Below are 16,181 nucleotides of genomic sequence, written 5' to 3' on the forward strand. Positions count from 1 at the left end.
TGATAGAAAGTCAACGGTAAACAGTCAGCGCAAGAGCGCCGAACAGACAGGTAAACAGACTCAGGCGCAGCAGCGCCGGGTGCCAGAAAAAGCGGTACAGATCGAACCCGGACAGGAACCGATCCAGCGCCCAGGCCAGCGCCGCCGCGATGAAAAACATCAGGGTCATGGTCGGCATGTACACGCCGTGGAAGGCGATTTCACGAGGCATGTTCAAGTCCTTGGGGCTTGGCGATGGCACTAGCTTTTATGTAGCCGGCCAGTGGCGATTGCGGGTCAAGCAGCGAGGTGCGGATGAAGTGCAGGTAGCTCTTCACCCGGCGCAAGGCGGAGGTGTCGAAGTGCGGTGCGAAGGGTTCATCGGTGGCCTGCACGCGGCTGATCGCGTGGTCGACCGCGACCAGCGCACGCTGCAGATTGCTCGGGCCGGGTTGCAGAAACAGTCGCACCAGCGAACGCCCCATCGCCCGGATCGCCTGACGCCACGGCCGGGATTCGGCATAGGCCGGATGCACCGGCAGAATCGCCTGTTCCTTGCGCAACTCGATGATCGCGTGGCCGACTTCCAGCACCACGAACATCCAGCGCAATAAGTCCCGTTGCACCTGCGGCTGTCCCGCTGCGAGGCCATAGGCCTGATGCAAAAGATCGCGAGTGCGACTTTCGAAACTCGACGCCAAACCTTTGAGTTTGCCGCTGATGGCGTATACCACTTGCCCGCGCAAGTCCTGCTCCAGGCGCCGCCATAGCCAGCGACTGTTGGGCGGCAAAATGATCGCCCCGGCCGCCGCGCACACCAGCATGCCCATGATCATGGCGATGTAATCGTTGATGAAGGCGTAAGGGTTGTAAACCGTGAGGTTGTCCGGCACCGAGCCGGTGCTGAAGAAGATCAGCAACCCCAGACCAACCCCGGCGTATTGCGGCCGTGAAGCCAGGAACGCCCCGATCACGATCACCGGCGCCAGCATTACGCAGAGCAACGGAAAACCGTCGATCAAGGGGAAGATGAAGAACATCTCGACGAAGCCGATCAGCGCCCCGAGCAACGTCCCGCAGGCCATCTGAAACGCCATCCGTTTGGGGTTCGGTGTCGCCGCTGAAAGGCCGACGGTGGCGGCGGCGATCAGGGTCATGGTCGCCCCGCTCGGCCACGCCGTGGCCACCCAATAACTGCCGAGCACCACGAGAATGAATGCTGCGCGAATGCCCGATGCCGCCGAGGCCAGCCAATTGGTTTGCGGGGTGAAGGGCTCGTCCCAACGTTCCCGTTCGTGGCTGTGATCGGCCAGCGATGCGTGGGTCTGTGCATAACTGTGCAGGTCGTCGACATAGCGATAAAGCAGCTCGTAGGCGGTGTGAAAATCCAGCTGCTCGGCGTCGCTCGGATCACTCTCCTGAAAGGTCGCCCGCAGGCTGCGGACCCGCGCCGGCAAGTTTTCCTTATAGGTCGCCAAAGCACTGGCCAGGCGCGCAGCGTCGGGGCTGGTCAAGGCTCGACCGCTGAAACCGTCGAGCACTTCGGCCAGATCCTGCAAACCCGGTTTGATCGCCGCGACCACATGATCGGCGCCGCTGTTGCGCAGGCGTTCGAGCAACTGATGCAGCGCATTGAAGCGCGTGGTGATGCCCATGAACTCGCTGTTCAAGCGGCTGAGCCGTCCGTTGCGCCGACGCATGTGCGGGTCTTCGAACACCGTGACGCTGCGCAGTCCTTCCAGACCTACCGCCTCGGCGATAAACCGCACGTTGTTCGCTTCAAATGCCTCGCGCCGGCTGCGACCGCGCAAGCCATCGGTGACGAACAAGGCAAACACGCCGAAGCGCTGATACAAGGCATTGCGCATCGCGGCGCTGGCGGTTTGCGGCAGGATCGCGGCGCTCACCAGCGTCGAACAGAGAATCCCCAGGGAGATTTCCAGCACACGCCAGACTGCTGCCATGAACGCGCCGTCGGGATGAGCCAATGCAGGCAGCCCGATCATCGCCGCCGTATAACCGGCGAGCACAAATCCATAAGCGCGGAAGTTGCGATAACGCGCCGCGCCGGCCGAGCAGAGGCCGACCCAGATTGCCAGCGAGCCGAGGAACAGTTCGGTGTTCTGCGCAAACAGGGCAATCAACGTGATCATCACCGCCGACCCGGCCAACGTGCCGAGGAAGCGATAGAAACTCTTGGCGAACACCTGACCGCTTTGCGGTTGCATGACGATGAACACGGTGATCATCGCGGTGCGCGGTTGTGGCAACTCAAGGCGCATGGCCAGCCACAGGGTCAGGAACGCGGCGAACAGCACCTTGAAAATGTACACCCAGGTCACGCCGTCGCTGCGTGCCCAGTCGAAGAAACCCCGGCGCCATTCAAAGGAATACAGCCAGCGCAAAGGTGCGGGCAAGGGAGTCATGGAATTTTGCTCAATGAAATTCAGTCAGGTCGCGGAACCTGTGGGAGCGAGCCTGCTCGCGATGGCGATTTCACATTCAACATTGATGTCGACCGACATACCGCTATCGCGAGCAGGCTCGCTCCCACAGGTTTTGTGTTCAACGCAAAAGAACCGGGGTTTTCGGGGGCTGGGTTTTTTCGGCATTCGGGACGTCGTTGCCAGCGCCGACGCCTCCGCCCAAAGCAGTCACCAATTCCGCATGAGCACTCAAGCGCGCTGCCTGAACCTGCTGCTGCACCTGTTGCTGCTTGAACAACAAAGTCTGCGCATTGAGCACGTTGAGGTAATCGGTGAGCCCGCGCTGATAGGCGATCATCGCGATGTCGTAGGTTTTCTGCGCCGTGGCCACCGACTCGGCGGCGAAGGCTTGTTGCTTGTCCATCGACTCGCGGCGAATCAGCTGGTCGGAGATGTTCTTCAGCGCGTTGACCAGCGTCTGGTTGTACCTGGCCACCGCGATGTCATAACCCGCCGAGGCCTCGCCCAACTCCGCACGCAAGCGGCCACCATCGAAGATCGGCAACGAAATCGCCGGGCCGACGCTGTAGTTGAGCTTCTTGCCGGTCAAAAACTCCAGCGCCCCACCGCCGGTGGCCATGTAGCCGAGGCTGCCGACCAGATCGACGTTGGGGTAGAAACCGGCGTGGGCGACATCAATACCCCGCGCCTGCGCCGCCACTTGCCAGCGACTGGCGACCACGTCCGGGCGTTGACCGAGCAATTGCGCCGGCAAAGACGACGGCAACTTCAGTGCCGCGCCCAATGACAGCGTCGGCCGTTGCAACTGTGCGCCCTCCCCCGGTCCCTTACCGGCCAGCGCGGCGAGTTGGTTGCGGCTTAGGGCAATTTCCTCGTCCAGGGCATCGATCTGCCGATGGGTTTCCGGCAATGGTGTTTCGGCCTGGCTGACTTCGAAATGGGTGCCAATGCCGCCGTTCAGACGTTTCTGTGCCAGGTCAAGAATTTGCTGTTGCTGCTTCAACGTTGCCGCAACGATATCCCGTTGCGCGTAATGCAACGAGAGCTCGATGTAGGCGCGCACGATGTTGTTCTGCAATTCAAGCTGGGCCTGCCGTGCTTCGGCGACGCTCACGTGAGCCATGTCCACCGCGCGTTCGGTGGCGTTGCTTTCGCGCCCCCAGAGGTCGAGGGCATAGCTGAAACCCAGCGCGGCGTTGTTGTCCCAAGTGGTGGTGTTGGCCAACTCGCCGGGGCCGTAAAACTGATCGGTGGGCCAGTTGTGGCGCTTGAGGGTGGATTGGCCATTGATCTGCAACGACTCGGCGGACTCGGCAAGGCCGGCCATCGACCGCGCCTGACGCACTCGCGCAGCGGCCATGGCCATGCTCGGGCTGCCTTGCAGGGCGAGGTCGATCCAGCGGTTCAATTGCGGGTCGCCGTAGGCTTGCCACCATTGAGCGGTGGGCCAATGAGCGTCTTGCTCGGCGCTCTGAATGGCATCGTCGGTGGCCAATGCATTGGCCTCCAGTGCCTTGTCTTGCGGGGCAATACCTGCGGTGCCGATGCAGCCGCTGATTGCCAGGGTTAAAGCCAAAACACTGAGCGTCTTGAGCGCTCTGTTGATGCGACGCGGCACTGCTGCGATTTCCTGAGATGAGGGAGATCCCCTGTAGGAGCTGCCGTAGGCTGCGATCTTTTGATGTTGCTTTTAAAAGCGAAGGTCAAAAGATCGCAGCCTGCGGCAGCTCCTACATAGGTGGGCGCAATTCTAGGGGTCGGCCTTGTTGGCGATAAGCCGGGATTCTTGTGAATCTTTGTTACCGTTAACGCGATAATCCCTTGGTCTCGTCTTTAGTCGCCTGTAAAGAATCAGCAACTTCGTGTCACAATTTGCCATTCGCCAAGAGAGCACCCCATGGACACTTTGCAAAACATGCGCGCCTTCAGTTACGTGGCCGAGGCCGGCAGCTTCACCGCCGCCGCCGTGCAACTCGACACCACCACGGCCAACGTCTCGCGCGCGGTCTCCAACCTGGAAGCCCACCTGCAAACCCGCCTGCTCAACCGCACCACCCGCCGCATCGCCCTGACCGAGGCCGGCAAGCGCTATCTATTGCGTTGCGAGCAGATCCTGGCCTACGTCGAAGAAGCCGAAGCCGAGGCCAGCGACGCCCACGCGCGGCCGGCCGGGCAACTCAAGGTGCACACCATGACCGGCATCGGTCAGCACTTCGTGATCGACGCCATCGCCCGCTACCGCAAAACCCACCCGGACGTGACCTTCGACCTGACCATGGCCAACCGCGTGCCGGATCTGCTCGACGAGGGCTACGACGTGTCCATCGTGCTCGCCAGCGAACTGCCGGACTCGGGCTTCGTCTCCCAGCGTTTGGGCATCACCTACAGCATCGTTTGCGCGTCGCCCGCCTATGTAAAAGCCAACGGCTGCGCGCACAAACCCAGCGATTTGCTCAACCACGCCTGCCTGCGCCTGGTGAGCCCGGTCATCCCGCTGGAGAAATGGGCCTTCGACGGCCCTGACGGCCAGGAAATGGTCACCATCAACAGCTCACCGTTTTTGGTGAACTCCGCTGATGCGATGAAGACCGCAATCACCAGCGGCATGGGGGTTGGCGTTTTACCGGTCTATGCGGCGATTGAAGGGCTGCGCAACGGCACGTTGGTGCGGGTGATGCCGAACTATCGCTCACAGGAATTGAATCTGTATGCGATCTACCCGTCGCGGCAGTATCTGGATGCGAAGATCAAGACGTGGGTCGAGTACTTGCGTGGGTCGTTGCCGGAGATATTGGCGGCGCATCAGGCGGAATTGGCGGCGTATGAGTTGAGTGGGAGTTTGGGTGGGGCGCGGTTGGCGAATTGAGGTGTGTGGACTGCGGGTTAGCCCAGCAGTCCAGTGGCCTTTCCCAATCCCCAAAGCGCTATCACTGCGAAGAACGAACAAACAGACAATCGCTGCGTCAGGAAAACCCTGAATGTCTGAGCAGTCTTAATTCAGTAGACCGGTATATTTGCCCCACCCCCATAAAGTCACCATACAAACAATGAAAAACGTTGCAATATGAAATGGAATATTGACCCACAACCTAAGCGTCGCAGGGAGTTGCGCTAGATCCGAGATTATCAGAGGCTCAGTTCGTTGCAGAAATGACTTGCTGGCGCAAAGCAATCCGCTAATTCGGCTCAAGCGCATTAATCTGCTAATGGCTCCGCTGCCCATCAACTGATCTTCTTCTAAAACAGAGGAGTTCTTAAGATACTTTTCAATTTCGTCAAGTTTGAAAAAAGCCACATATAAAATGACGACCAAATTTATTAGCATACATACCAATAAAAGTAGGGCGCATGCTCCAAAGAAAATTTTTTCTTGGCTCATGGAGTGGTTACCTCGTGGAGCAATTCTCCACTTGCCTCTCCCAACTTCGCCCCGATATTTCCTCCGACCGATGCTGTACCCCCGCTGAGAATTAACGCGCAAACGATACCGCCTAAGCCGCGGGTCTTCAAAGCAATACCGGCGCAGTACTTTAAGGTGACTTTTCCCGTCACAACGCCTGCGGTAACCCCGCCAATTACGTTGCCAGACAGTTTACCGCCCTCGGAAAATTGCACCTGCCTGCAGTCTTCGGCGCTTCCTGTTCGGCAAACCTCGTTGATGCGCATGGTGGCTGCACCTGCCGCAAGTCCTATTCCTACATAGCCTCCCGCCTTCATAAACTTGGCGGCCTTCGCCACACCATCAATATTAGAGGCGTAGCCAGGTAACTGTGTTGGTGCCCCAGCCTTGTTCCAATGATGAATCGTTCTACGAGTAGAAAGGCCCAAGGCACGCTTGAGCTTGGGATGATCCGGGATACCGGTGCCTTTTCGTACAAGCCACCCTAGGCCGGCATCGAGTTTGGCCATCAACCGCTTGCGCTGGGAAAGAAACTCAGGGGAGTGCAAATGGCCGTGTTTACGAAATTGTTGCTGATGCAGCCCATCAAGTTCTTTCAGTGTCGTTTTCAGACTCTCCAAATGCTGACCGATCATGAACGACGCCACGCCTAACGAGCCCGCCGACACCTCCAAAAACGGCTCAATCACCTCATGATGCTGACTAAAAACGACGCCTCTTCATCACTCAGATCCTTCAATGCTTCGTTGACCTTCTGCGCCGCGATCATCATTTGCGCCTCTTCGCGGCGGCACATGTAATGCCGTGAATCGCTGAAAATCACCATTTGCCCCGGTTTCACCCGCTCACCGAGATGGCGATTGAGCGAGCGGAATTCCCCGCGCAGTGCATCGCTTGGCGGGTTTTCGTACAGTGAGCGCTCAAGGGCTTCGAGGGTCATGGGCTGCTGAATGATGTAGAAGCCCGACTCCACGGGTTTGGGCAGAGCGAAGGCGTGTTCTTCGACCAGATGTTGCGCCGGTGGTGGTTCGGGTTTGGATTTGAAGGCATTCCATGAAGCACCGCCGTTATCGGGATCGATGCGGGGCGTCACCATGACCCAATCACCGTTGCTCACGGCGTTGATGAGTTTCTGCTGGTTGGCGGCCTGCATGTAGTTGGAGCGGTTGGCGCCGATCGCGCTAAGCAGATCGTCGAAGCCTTGCAGGTCGTAAGGATAGTTCAGGGCCTGGCGCAGGTCGGCGACGGCTTGATGGCTGTCTAGTACCTGGCCGTGTTGGCCGGCGAGTTGGTTTTGGGGGATGAGTTTGGTCACGCTCGCGTCCCGTTCCTTGGAAATGGGAGACTTTGGCGAGTGGGCTCAAGGGGGGATGCCGGGCGAATCGTTTTTGCGTGTAGGGGAAGTCCGAATTTTCATGATGGCGACACTGTCGGTGCTGCCGAAGGGGTGTGATCTTTCCGTCTTTACGTCATTGATAGCGCCGGAAGGTCAAAAGATCGCAGCCTTCGGCAGCTCCTACAGACGGGGTGATTTTTGAGGATGTTTCCCACAGGTTTTGACGGTTGTTGCTTCGGAAACGAAATGGGTAGGCTTTGGGGGTCGCTGCAAAATCAGCGATCAGGTCTGGAAAACCTGGCGAACACTTACCACACCCCATGGCATACTGCGGCGCTTTTTTCTGCACGCAATTCCTTGTTATGGCGGCTGTGCGCGGGAGACCTTCGGGTCTGCCGGGTTTTGGTGGATGTTCCGGTTTTTCCAGTCCGCGCGCAGCTGCCACCCTTTCGTCTGGAAAACGAAAGATGGCAGTTCCACTTCATCTGCCAATGAGTAACTTCCGCATGATCAAAGAAACACCGAACCCTCCTGAAACCGACGACGTTTCCCCCTACGAATCCCTCGATTCAAAAAAGCTCCACGAAGCCGCTAACCGCGCGCTCGATCACTACCTCAATCCAGCCGCTCTCAAATCCCCCGTGGCTCGCAAGCCAAGCACGATGTATATGGTTGCGCCGGATATCAAAGACGAAGACCTGTTGGCCCACACCTGTGAATCGTTGGCCCAGGCCAGTGTGATGGCAACTGATTTTGCGGGGTATCTGGAAGGCCCGCATCGGAATACGGTCATGGCGATTCAGCAAATCGTCATGCTGGCCGAGCTTGCGGTGAACCGGATGCTGGATAACCTCAACGTACCCAAACCCGCGCCACACAGCTGACCCCCTGTGGGAGCGGGCTTGCTCGCGAAGGCGGACGTCCAGTCGACAAAGATGTTGCCTGACACATCGCTTTCGCGAGCAAGCCCGCTCCATGTAGGAGCTGCCGAAGGCTGCGATCTTTTGATCTTGAAAATCCAGATCAAAAGATCGCAGCCTTCGGCAGCTCCTACGCACAACAACGAAAAAGAATGTTAGCGTGCTTGGCATTCTCCAAGCCCGACGAGCCGCCTCCAATGAAAAAAACCGTCCTCGCCTTCAGCCGTATCACCCCACCGATGATCGAACGTCTGCAACAAGACTTCGACGTGATCGTGCCGAACCCGAAAAACGGCGACATCAATGCCCAATTCAATGAAGCCCTGCCCCACGCCCACGGCCTGATCGGCGTCGGCCGCAAACTCGGTCGCGCGCAACTGGAAAACGCCAGCAAACTGGAAGTGGTCTCCAGCGTCTCGGTCGGCTACGACAATTACGACCTCGCCTACTTCAACGAACGCGGGATCATGCTCACCAACACCCCCGACGTCCTCACCGAAAGCACCGCCGACCTGGCCTTCGCCCTGCTTATGAGCAGCGCCCGCCGCGTCGCCGAGCTGGACGCATGGACCAAGGCTGGCCAATGGCAAGCCACCGTCGGCGCGCCGTTGTTCGGTAGCGATGTGCATGGCAAAACCTTAGGGATTGTCGGCATGGGCAACATCGGCGCGGCCATCGCCCGTCGCGGTCGGTTGGGCTTCAACATGCCGATTATCTATAGTGGCAACAGCCGCAAGACCGAATTGGAACAGGAGCTCGGTGCACAATTTCGCAGCCTAGACCAGTTGCTGGCCGAAGCCGATTTCGTCTGCCTGGTGGTGCCGCTCAGCGAAAAAACCAGACACCTGATCAGCCACCGTGAACTGGCGCTGATGAAACCGAGCGCCATTCTGGTGAACATCGCCCGCGGCCCCGTAGTGGATGAACCGGCGCTGATCGAAGCGCTGCAAAACAACCGGATTCGCGGCGCCGGGCTGGACGTGTACGAGAAAGAACCGCTGGCCGAGTCGCCATTGTTCCAACTGAAAAACGCCGTGACCTTGCCGCACATTGGCTCGGCGACCCACGAAACCCGTGAAGCCATGGCCAACCGTGCCTTGGCCAACTTGCGCAGTGCCTTGTTGGGTGAGCGACCGCAGGACCTGGTCAACCCGCAAGTCTGGAAAGGCTGACGAAAACGGGCAGGCGTTCAAACGCCTGCCCGTTGATACTGCAATAGAACGTCCTGACAACAGAAAACTATAACTAACCTCGCAATTAATAAACACCTTGCAATTCAGTCCACCACCCAACAAACAATCCGCACTATAAACTCTCCTCACTTACCCACCCCTAATGGGAATCAGCTTTGGAGAATAACCACCTTGAATCATCTGACAACCGATCAAATCATCAGAATCAGTAAAGCCACACTGATGTTATTTATAAGTTTCTTTGGCCTGTTGGTGATGTATAGCAACTTTACCGACTACCCCTCTAACTATGAGTACGTCGCTCACGTCCTGAGCATGGACACCACCAGCAACAACCTGAAGTACAGCTATCGAGCCATTACCTCGCCCATGCTTCACCACCGGATTTATTGGCTAATCATTACACTTGAAGTTCTTTTTACCATTTTCTGCCTAGTGGGCACTTATCATCTTTACCGAAACATAAACAGCAGCGCCCAAGAGTTCCATGAAGCAAAAAAATTTGCCATCATCGGATTAATGATCGCTTTTTTCATCTATTACGCCTGCTTGCAAGTTGTCGGCGTTGAATGGTTCAACATGGACGAATCAAAAGAGTGGAATGCCAAGGACTGGGCTCGACATATCACCGACTTCATATTGCCTTTATTGGTTTATGTGGCATTGAAGATCGAACGCTGAGTATTAACGCGCCCGACCTTTTCAAGCCAACTTCCCGCGCCCCTGCACCATCGACGCTTTGGGTTTACGGAACACCAGCACATTCCCCAGCATCACCAACACCAGCCCCACCAGTGCCGGTGCCGTCCATTGATAGCCTTCGACAAACGCCGACACATTCAGCGCCACTACCGGAAAGAGTACGGTGCAGTACGCTGCCCGCTCCGGGCCCATGCGCCCGACCAGCGTCAGGTAGGCGGTGAAGCCGATCACCGAGCCCGGAATCACCAGGTACAGCAATGACCCGATGTAGCGGGCATTCCATTCCATGTCGAACGGGATGCCTTTGACCAGACACCACACCGTCAACATCGCCGCGCCGTAAGCCATGCCCCAGGCATTGGTGGTCAGGGGTTTCAGGCCGGCCTTCTGTTGCAGACTCGACAGCATGTTGCCGGCCGAGAAGCATAAGGTTCCGAGCAGCGCCAACCCCAACCCGAGCATGGTTTCAGGGCTGGCGGTATGACCGGCCAGCTCTGGCCAGAACAACAGGCCCAATCCGAGCAAACCCAGTGCACCGCCCATCAGTACATTACGAGCGATTCTCTGACCGAAAAACACCCGTGCGTTGAAGGCATTCCAGAGGGTGGCGGTGGAAAACACCACGGCGACCAGACCGCTAGGAATCCATTGGCTGGCGGTAAGAAAGCACATGAAATTGATGCAGAACAGGCACAAGCCCTGCGCCAGGCAGATCAGATGCCCGCGACGGTTCATCACTTGCAGACGGCGGCTGAGCAGCAACATCACGAACAACACCAATGCGGCAAGGCCGAAGCGATAAACGATCGACACCGGAATCGCCACCACGCCCAGTTGCCATTTCAAGGCAATCCAGGTGGTGCCCCAGATCAGCACGGTCAGTAGATACAACGAAATGTTCATGGTGAAGACTCCTGAATAGGCTTTCAGTGTCCGGCGCGAAACCCTTCTGCACTTGCATAAACTTGCGCTTTTGTCGGTCGGCGGGCTGGCAGGCCAACCTCTACGGAGTAGGATGCAAGGCGTTGGAGAGAACCGATCATGGCCGCACTGGAATCCTTGCAAGTCTTTCAAGCGCTTAACCGCTCGCCCAATGCTCGTCTGGAGCACAGCGCCGAGCTCGGTGACGGCATGGCCGCAGCTTTGTGGAACAACCACCACGATGCCCAGGATTACGAAGCGCCGAGCCATCACACCTTGTCTTGCTACATCGCTGGCGGTACCGGTACTTTTCGCCGCGACCAGCCCGGCACCAAGGGCGGCCCGGACAAGCTGTGCATTCTGCCGGCCGACCATCAGTCAGGCTGGGTAATCAACGGCGATATTCGCCTGGCCCACCTGTATTTCAGCCCCGAACAATTTGCCCTTGGTTGCGTCACGCTGCTGGATCGCGAACCTAGGGAATTGCAGCTGCGCGAGCGCACGTTCCTTGAAGACCCGCAGCAAGCCCGGCGCTTTCGGCAGTTGATCGCCCTCAACTGGGATGAGCCGGGCGAACGCCTGCTCACCAGCAGCCTGGCCCACGAAATGCTCAGCCATGCCCTGCTCAGCCAGGTCGGTGTGCGTGAGGGCTTGCGCCTCAAGGGTGGGTTGGCGGCACATCAGCGGCGGCAGTTGGTGGAGTTCATCGACCATCAAATGGCCGAAGCCATCAGCCTTGGGCAATTGGCGGGGTTATGTGCGCTGTCCGAATATCACTTTGCGCGAATGTTTCGAGTGAGCTTCGGTTTGCCGCCGCATCAGTATGTGTTGGCTCGGCGACTGAGCCGCGCGCGGGAATTGTTGCGCACAACGTCGCAGCCGTTGGGGGATATCGCGTTGGCCTGTGGGTTTGCCAGTGCGAGCCATTTCACTAATCGGTTTCGCCAGGCACTGGGTGGTACGCCTGGGGAGTATCGGCAGGCGTTTTTGCGCTAGCGCTGCAATCCAGTGGATTTTCGGTGCCTATACGGCCGCCTTCGTGAGCAAGCCCGCTCCCACATTCGACCGAATTCCTCTGAGAGAACTCGGTCACCTGTGGGAGCGGGCTTGCTCGCGAAGAACGATGACACGGTCTCCAGATCAGAGAAACCGGCCTGGAGCCGATTGCCGGATGCAGGCCCCGCCCCTACAATGCGAACAATTCTTGTTCTCTAACGTATCTAAATGCGTCCGGAGCGGTTCCGTTGTCGTCAGCCACTACCGTCGAAGTCCTTTATCACGCCCATCACAACTGGCTCACCGGTTGGCTGCGGCGCAAACTCGGCTGCCCTGACAGCGCCGCGGATTTGGCCCAGGACACGTTCATTCGAGTGCTGACGGCACGGGAAACGCCCCAAATCATCGAACCGCGGGCGTTCCTCACCACCATCGCCAAGCGTGTGCTGTTCAATCATTACCGCCGTCAGGATCTGGAACGCGCCTACCTCGACGCGCTGGCTCAGATGCCGGAAATCGTCGCGCCGTCGGAGGAGGATCGGGCGATCATCCTGCAAACGCTGATGGAACTCGACCAGTTGCTCGACGGTTTGCCGCGTCTGGTCAAACGCGCCTTTCTGCTGGCTCAGCTCGATGGTTTGACTTATCCACAGATCGCCGCCGAACTGGGCATTTCCATTGCCACGGTCAAACGGCACCTGAACAAAGCAGCGATGCGCTGCTACTTCGCACTATGAATAGCCCTGCGGATTTCTCCTCTCAAGTGGCTGAGCAGGCCGTGCACTGGTGGATTCAAGTCCAGCAAGGGCCGTTGAACCCGCGTCAGCAAATCGCCTGGCAGCAATGGCTCGATGCGCACGCCGAACATCGACGGGCCTGGGAGCACATTCAGCGGGTCAATCAACGTTTGCGCGGTTTGTCTTCACCGCTGGCCCATGCCGCCCTCAACGCACCGAAATCCGCCGGCCGCCGTCAGGCATTGAAGCTGTTGCTGATTCTCGGCGCGGGTTCCGCAGTCACTTGGGGCATGCGTGAGCACAATCCGCTGATGCCGTTGCTGGCCGACTACCGCAGCCCGATCGGCCAGCGACGTAAAGTTCCGCTCGGCGATGGCAGCCAAGTGCAGCTCAATACCGCCAGTTCGGTCGATGTGCGAGTCGACGGTCAGCAACGGCTGATCCGCTTGCTAGAAGGCGAGATGCTGCTGACCGCCGCCCAAGCGTTTCAAGTACAGACCGCACAAGGCCTGTTGAAAACCCAAGGTGGGCGGCTGAATGTGCGGCAGTTTGCCGATCACACTCAGGTGGCGGTGTTCGAAGGCAGCGTCGAATTGACGCCCGATGGCGGCGCACCGCTGATGCTGCAAACCGCCAGGCAGTTGAGCTTCGGCGCACGCGGCATCGGCGCTCCCCTGCCACTGGACGCCAACAGCGGCGCCTGGGCCGACGGCATGCTGGTGGCCGCACACATGCGCCTGGGGGATTTCCTCGATGAACTCGGTCGCTATCGCCGGGGGCAACTCAAGTGCGCGGCGAATGTTGCCGACCTGCTGATCTCCGGGACTTATCCACTGGACGACAGCGAGCGGATTCTTGATCTGCTGGAAATCAGTTTGCCGGTGAAGGTGAGACGTTTTACCCGGTATTGGGTGACCGTTGAGGCACGCGCGTAAATGATCGTTCCCATGCTCTGCATGGGAATGCAGCCCGTGACGCTCCGCGTCACTTCCAGAGCCGAACGCGGAGCGTCCGTTGAGGCATTCCCACGCAGAGCGTGGGAACGATCTTCAAAAAAATGAGCCGTTTTTCAGATCTGGCGTGACAGAGAAGGAAAGCCCCCTTGATTCAACCTTCTCAGGATCGCCTTTCATGCAACCCATCCGCGTCACACCGCTAACCCGCACCTTGCGCCAACTCTTGCTGGGCGCCAGTCTGAGCTTCGGCGCACTGCCTCTGGTGCATGCCGCCGACACCAAGCCGTACCACATCGCGCCGTCTTCGCTGGAGAACGCCCTCAACCAGTTTGGCCGTGAAGCCGGCGTGCTGATCTCCTTTGGCTCACAAGTCACCAGCGGTGTGCAAAGTCGCGGCCTGGAAGGCAACTACACCCCTTCCCAGGGCTTGAACGCGTTGCTCGAAGGTACCGGCCTGCAAGCCCGCGCCGAGGGCGACAATGCTTTCAGTCTGCAGCCGGCGGGTGATGCGGCGCTGGAGCTGGACACCTCGAAAGTGGTCGGCGACTGGCTCGGCGATGCGGCGCAAACCAACGTCTTCGAACATCCCGGCGCTCGCGATGTAATCCGTCGCGAAGAATTCGAGCGCCAGGGCGCGACTCAGGCCAGGGACGTACTCAACCGCATTCCGGGGGTCAACGCGCCGGACAACAACGGCACCGGCAGCCATGACATGGCACTGAACTTCGGCATTCGCGGGCTCAACCCTCGGCTGGCTTCGCGCTCCACGGTATTGATGGACGGCATTCCGGTGCCCTTCGCACCTTATGGTCAACCGCAGCTTTCGTTCGCGCCGATCAGCATGGGCAACATGGACGCGGTCGACGTGGTGCGCGGCGGCGGTGCAGTGCGCTACGGGCCGCAGAACGTCGGCGGTGTGGTCAACTTCGTAACTCGCGCCATTCCCGATGAGCCGACGGTCAAGGGCGGCTTCCAGACCGAAACCAGTCCATCATCCAGCCACGATGGCTTCAAAACCACCGGCAATTTGCTGGCCGGCGGCACGGCCGATAACGGTCTGGGCGGCGCGATTCTGTACTCGGGCACCCGCGGCGGTGACTGGCGCGAACACAGCGACACCGAAATCGACGACCTGATCCTCAAGGGCAAGTACCAGCTCGACGAGGCCAACAGCTTCAACGCCATGGCCCAATACTACGAAGGCAAGGCGGACATGCCCGGCGGGCTGAACGTAGCCGATTACGACGCTGACCCGTACCAGTCGACCCGCCCGAAAGACCAGTTCTGGGGCCGTCGTACGATGTTCAATTTCGGCTATCGCTATCAGGAAGATCGCCGCGAGTTCACCGCCAATACCTTCTTCACCAAAACCCTGCGTAGCGGTTATCTGGACCAGGGCACGTTCCTCTCCCTGTCGCCACGCGAGTATTGGGTACGCGGCCTGGAAACCCGTTTCGCCCAAGGCTTCGACCTCGGCCAAACCAGCCATGAAGTCGGCGTCGGCTATCGCTACATCAACGAGGCCGGCCACGAACTGCGCTACCGCACGCCGATCGCCAGCAACGAACTCCCGACCACCAACAGCCGCAACGACCGCGATACGCGGGGTGGCACCGAGGCCAATGCGTTCTTCGTCGATGACCGGATCGACATCGGCAAGTGGACGATCACGCCAGGCATCCGCTACGAGATGATCGAGTCGCAGCAGACCAACAACCTGACCAACGTGAAATACAAAGGCGACTACAACACCGCCCTGCCGGCGTTGAACGTGCTCTATCACCTGACCGACAGCTGGAACCTCTACGCCAATACCGAAGGATCGTTCGGCAGCGTGCAGTACAGCCAGATGCCTAACCGGGTGACCAGCGGCGAAGTCAAACCGGAGAAGGCGCGCACCTGGGAGCTGGGTACCCGCTACGACAATGGCGCGTTGCGTGCCGAGATTGGCGCATTCCTGATCAATTTCGACAATCAGTATGAAAGCAATCAAACCAATGACTCTGTGATCGCCCGTGGCGAAACCCGTCATCAAGGCATCGAAACCAGCATCAACTACGCCCTCGACGATTTGAGCTCGGCGCTGGCCGGTTTCGATGTGTACGCGACTTACGCCTATGTCGACGCGACCATCCGCGAAGACGGGCCGAACAAGGGCAATCGCGTGCCGTTTTCTTCGAAACACAAAGGCACGGTCGGCGTCGGTTATACCGAAGGCGCGTGGAAACTGAACCTGGACAGCAGCTATCAGAGTGACCAGTTCGCTGACAACGCCAACACCTCGGCCGAAAGCGCCGACGGCAGCACCGGCAAGATTGCGGGGTACATGTTGTTCAGCAGCCGTGCGGCGTATGACTTTGGGCCGAAACTATCCGATCTTAATGTGGCGGTGGGGGTGAAAAACATCTTCAACCACCAGTACTTCACCCGCTCGTTCGATGACAACAACAAGGGCAAGTATGTTGGGGAGCCAAGGACGGTTTATGTGCAGACGTCGGTAGCGTTCTGACCTCACCCATTGATCGTTCCCACGCTCTGCGTGGGAATGCAGCCCGGGACGCTCTGCGTCCCAGAATCGGACGCGGAGCGTCCAT

The 16,181-nt window shown here is 58.7% G+C and carries 16 protein-coding genes; 8 read left to right on the plus strand and 8 right to left on the minus strand.

Annotation, left to right across the window (positions count from 1 at the left end; translation table 11 throughout):
* Positions 1–10: 10 nt before the first annotated feature.
* The 3 genes from IB250_RS25145 to IB250_RS25155 all read right to left on the minus strand — a co-directional run bounded on the left by IB250_RS25145 (position 11) and on the right by IB250_RS25155 (position 4,044).
* A complete protein-coding gene (locus tag IB250_RS25145) occupies positions 11–211 on the minus strand; it encodes a DUF1656 domain-containing protein (protein WP_007896379.1) in 201 nt (66 codons plus the stop codon).
* Complete coding sequence (locus tag IB250_RS25150; RefSeq protein ID WP_192346126.1) at positions 201–2,405, minus strand: FUSC family protein; 2,205 nt, start codon at positions 2,403–2,405, stop codon at positions 201–203. Before IB250_RS25150 ends, IB250_RS25145 begins: the two co-directional genes overlap by 11 nt.
* Positions 2,406–2,544: 139 nt before the next feature.
* Positions 2,545–4,044: an efflux transporter outer membrane subunit gene (locus IB250_RS25155; RefSeq protein ID WP_192346128.1), complete on the minus strand. Its 1,500-nt coding sequence runs from the start codon at positions 4,042–4,044 to the stop codon at positions 2,545–2,547.
* A gap of 279 nt (positions 4,045–4,323) precedes the next feature.
* Between IB250_RS25155 and IB250_RS25160 the strand changes: the two genes are divergently transcribed.
* A complete protein-coding gene (locus IB250_RS25160; protein ID WP_008070477.1) occupies positions 4,324–5,292 on the plus strand; it encodes a LysR family transcriptional regulator in 969 nt (322 codons plus the stop codon).
* A gap of 126 nt (positions 5,293–5,418) precedes the next feature.
* Here IB250_RS25160 and IB250_RS25165 read toward each other — a convergent pair whose 3' ends face one another.
* The 4 genes from IB250_RS25165 to IB250_RS25180 all read right to left on the minus strand — a co-directional run bounded on the left by IB250_RS25165 (position 5,419) and on the right by IB250_RS25180 (position 7,511).
* Positions 5,419–5,805, minus strand: coding sequence for a hypothetical protein (locus IB250_RS25165; RefSeq protein WP_192346130.1), 387 nt, complete (start codon positions 5,803–5,805; stop codon positions 5,419–5,421).
* Entirely contained in the window at positions 5,802–6,515 is a 714-nt protein-coding gene (locus tag IB250_RS25170; protein WP_192346132.1) for a hypothetical protein, read from the minus strand. The genes IB250_RS25165 and IB250_RS25170 overlap by 4 nt, the downstream gene beginning before the upstream one ends.
* On the minus strand, positions 6,512–7,141 hold the full coding sequence (locus IB250_RS25175) for a hypothetical protein (protein ID WP_192346134.1): 630 nt from the start codon (positions 7,139–7,141) through the stop codon (positions 6,512–6,514). Before IB250_RS25175 ends, IB250_RS25170 begins: the two co-directional genes overlap by 4 nt.
* Positions 7,142–7,295: 154 nt before the next feature.
* Positions 7,296–7,511, minus strand: a complete 216-nt coding sequence (locus IB250_RS25180) for a hypothetical protein (RefSeq protein ID WP_192346136.1) — start codon at positions 7,509–7,511, stop codon at positions 7,296–7,298.
* Between the two features lie 157 nt (positions 7,512–7,668).
* On the opposite strand from IB250_RS25180, the gene IB250_RS25185 reads away from it, so the two are divergent.
* The 3 genes from IB250_RS25185 to IB250_RS25195 all read left to right on the plus strand — a co-directional run bounded on the left by IB250_RS25185 (position 7,669) and on the right by IB250_RS25195 (position 9,956).
* The gene (locus IB250_RS25185; RefSeq protein ID WP_192346370.1) at positions 7,669–8,046 is read left to right on the plus strand and encodes a DUF6124 family protein; all 378 of its coding nucleotides are present in this window, start codon (positions 7,669–7,671) and stop codon (positions 8,044–8,046) included.
* 233 nt (positions 8,047–8,279) lie between these two features.
* Positions 8,280–9,254 (plus strand): 2-hydroxyacid dehydrogenase, encoded by a 975-nt coding sequence (locus tag IB250_RS25190; RefSeq protein WP_063341505.1) that lies wholly within the window; start codon positions 8,280–8,282, stop codon positions 9,252–9,254.
* Between the two features lie 192 nt (positions 9,255–9,446).
* Positions 9,447–9,956 (plus strand): DUF2165 family protein, encoded by a 510-nt coding sequence (locus IB250_RS25195; protein ID WP_192346138.1) that lies wholly within the window; start codon positions 9,447–9,449, stop codon positions 9,954–9,956.
* A 21-nt stretch (positions 9,957–9,977) separates the two neighbouring features.
* On the opposite strand, the gene IB250_RS25200 is transcribed toward IB250_RS25195, so the two are convergent.
* Positions 9,978–10,880 (minus strand): DMT family transporter, encoded by a 903-nt coding sequence (locus IB250_RS25200; protein ID WP_192346140.1) that lies wholly within the window; start codon positions 10,878–10,880, stop codon positions 9,978–9,980.
* Positions 10,881–11,018: 138 nt separating this feature from the next.
* On the opposite strand from IB250_RS25200, the gene IB250_RS25205 reads away from it, so the two are divergent.
* The 4 genes from IB250_RS25205 (at position 11,019) to fecA (ending at position 16,096) form a co-directional block, all read left to right on the plus strand.
* Positions 11,019–11,894, plus strand: a complete 876-nt coding sequence (locus IB250_RS25205; protein ID WP_123500996.1) for a helix-turn-helix transcriptional regulator — start codon at positions 11,019–11,021, stop codon at positions 11,892–11,894.
* A 248-nt stretch (positions 11,895–12,142) separates the two neighbouring features.
* A complete protein-coding gene (locus tag IB250_RS25210; RefSeq protein ID WP_007903262.1) occupies positions 12,143–12,631 on the plus strand; it encodes a sigma-70 family RNA polymerase sigma factor in 489 nt (162 codons plus the stop codon).
* Positions 12,628–13,566 (plus strand): FecR domain-containing protein, encoded by a 939-nt coding sequence (locus tag IB250_RS25215; RefSeq protein ID WP_192346142.1) that lies wholly within the window; start codon positions 12,628–12,630, stop codon positions 13,564–13,566. Before IB250_RS25210 ends, IB250_RS25215 begins: the two co-directional genes overlap by 4 nt.
* Positions 13,567–13,762: 196 nt before the next feature.
* Positions 13,763–16,096 carry a TonB-dependent Fe(3+) dicitrate receptor FecA gene (gene fecA / locus IB250_RS25220; RefSeq protein WP_192346144.1) on the plus strand — a complete coding sequence of 778 codons (2,334 nt, stop codon included), beginning with the start codon at positions 13,763–13,765 and terminating at the stop codon, positions 16,094–16,096.
* Positions 16,097–16,181: the final 85 nt, after the last annotated feature.

Source organism: Pseudomonas sp. PDM09, assembly GCF_014852305.1.
Taxonomy (GTDB): domain Bacteria; phylum Pseudomonadota; class Gammaproteobacteria; order Pseudomonadales; family Pseudomonadaceae; genus Aquipseudomonas.

Excerpts from the sequence above, each read along its gene's own strand:
- IB250_RS25145 (WP_007896379.1), bottom strand. The coding sequence starts at position 211 with ATGCCTCGTGAAATCGCCTTCCACGGCGTGTACATGCCGACCATGACC.
- IB250_RS25150 (WP_192346126.1), bottom strand. The coding sequence starts at position 2,405 with ATGACTCCCTTGCCCGCACCTTTGCGCTGGCTGTATTCCTTTGAATGG.
- IB250_RS25160 (WP_008070477.1), top strand. The coding sequence starts at position 4,324 with ATGGACACTTTGCAAAACATGCGCGCCTTCAGTTACGTGGCCGAGGCC.
- IB250_RS25165 (WP_192346130.1), bottom strand. The coding sequence starts at position 5,805 with ATGAGCCAAGAAAAAATTTTCTTTGGAGCATGCGCCCTACTTTTATTG.
- IB250_RS25185 (WP_192346370.1), top strand. The coding sequence starts at position 7,669 with ATGATCAAAGAAACACCGAACCCTCCTGAAACCGACGACGTTTCCCCC.
- IB250_RS25190 (WP_063341505.1), top strand. The coding sequence starts at position 8,280 with ATGAAAAAAACCGTCCTCGCCTTCAGCCGTATCACCCCACCGATGATC.
- IB250_RS25200 (WP_192346140.1), bottom strand. The coding sequence starts at position 10,880 with ATGAACATTTCGTTGTATCTACTGACCGTGCTGATCTGGGGCACCACC.
- IB250_RS25205 (WP_123500996.1), top strand. The coding sequence starts at position 11,019 with ATGGCCGCACTGGAATCCTTGCAAGTCTTTCAAGCGCTTAACCGCTCG.
- IB250_RS25215 (WP_192346142.1), top strand. The coding sequence starts at position 12,628 with ATGAATAGCCCTGCGGATTTCTCCTCTCAAGTGGCTGAGCAGGCCGTG.
- fecA (WP_192346144.1), top strand. The coding sequence starts at position 13,763 with ATGCAACCCATCCGCGTCACACCGCTAACCCGCACCTTGCGCCAACTC.